At 57.4% G+C, this 1,109-nt stretch carries 1 protein-coding gene, 3 tRNA genes and 1 rRNA gene; all 5 read right to left on the bottom strand.

Going from position 1 to position 1,109, the window contains the following annotated elements:
• Positions 1-270 (bottom strand): GTP-binding protein (locus M3I56_RS40635; RefSeq protein WP_254320704.1); only part of this gene is annotated, 270 nt, incomplete at its 3' end.
• A 109-nt stretch (positions 271-379) separates the two neighbouring features.
• Positions 380-454: transfer RNA gene (locus tag M3I56_RS40630), tRNA-Thr, on the bottom strand.
• 32 nt (positions 455-486) lie between these two features.
• Positions 487-560, bottom strand: a tRNA-Gly gene (locus tag M3I56_RS40625).
• A gap of 75 nt (positions 561-635) precedes the next feature.
• Positions 636-721 (bottom strand) — tRNA-Tyr (locus M3I56_RS40620).
• A gap of 143 nt (positions 722-864) precedes the next feature.
• Positions 865-978: ribosomal RNA gene (gene rrf / locus M3I56_RS40615) — 5S ribosomal RNA — on the bottom strand.
• Positions 979-1,109 lie beyond the last annotated feature (131 nt).

The following is a 1,109-nucleotide window of genomic DNA, read 5'->3' as shown; positions in this document are numbered from 1 at the left end:
CTTCACGTAGTCAGCGTGGCCCGGGCAGTCGACGTGTGCGTAGTGGCGGTTAGCCGTTTCGTACTCGACGTGCGCGGTGTTGATGGTAATACCACGTGCCTTTTCTTCCGGCGCTGCGTCGATCTGGTCGTACGCCTTCGCCTCGCCGCCGAACTTCGCGGTCAGAACCGTCGTGATCGCTGCCGTCAGCGTGGTCTTGCCGTGGTCAACGTGACCGATCGTGCCCACGTTCACGTGCGGCTTGGTCCGCTCAAACTTACCCTTGGCCATTTTCGACTCCTAAGAGGATTTTTCCGTACGTTGCGCGGGGCGCGCAAACAATCACTGGCTTGCTGCTGCCTGCTCGATGCGAGGCTTCTGAGGCTCGCTAGATACCGGCTGGTGCCCATGGGCAGGATCGAACTGCCGACCTCTCCCTTACCAAGGGAGTGCTCTACCACTGAGCCACATGGGCGAAAACTGCTCTGAACCGCTTTAATGCTTCGCTGGAGCGGGTGAAGGGAATCGAACCCTCGTCGTAAGCTTGGAAGGCTTCTGCTCTACCATTGAGCTACACCCGCGAGGTTCGCCGGCCATTTCAATCGCGCAACCGCTAGCGCAATCCTTACCGATCCGACACTGCTACAGCTGAATTCTGGTGGAGGAGGTTGGATTCGAACCAACGTAGGCGTAAGCCAACAGATTTACAGTCTGCCCCCTTTAGCCACTCGGGCACCCCTCCGCAGAGAACTGATGATTATAGGGGAACATCCGAATCGTGTCAAGCACTTTGTTCGGCGTCGATCCCACAACGCTCTCACTTATAGGGAGAGCGGAAAAGCAAAAACCCCGGCTTTTTAGGGCCGGGGTCTCGCTTGTAGAGGAGCCTGACGATTACCTACTTTCACACGGGCAATCCGCACTATCATCGGCGTGGAGCTGTTTCACGGTCCTGTTCGGGATGGGAAGGGGTGGGACCAGCTCGCTATGGTCATCAGGCATGACGGGTTGCTGCGTCGCAGGGTTCTGCGCCACAGCCAATCGGGAAGAAGCGTAAAGAGTGTGCTGCTCAATTGGGGTTGTGTTGTTTCCGGCACAACACATGATCTCAACCTGTGCGTCCTGCTCAC

It is taken from the genome of Paraburkholderia sp. CNPSo 3281 (assembly GCF_024206515.1).
GTDB classification, from domain to species: domain Bacteria; phylum Pseudomonadota; class Gammaproteobacteria; order Burkholderiales; family Burkholderiaceae; genus Paraburkholderia; species Paraburkholderia nodosa.
Note: the sequence above shows the minus strand (reverse complement) of the source record. Positions and strands in the feature narration are given on the sequence as shown.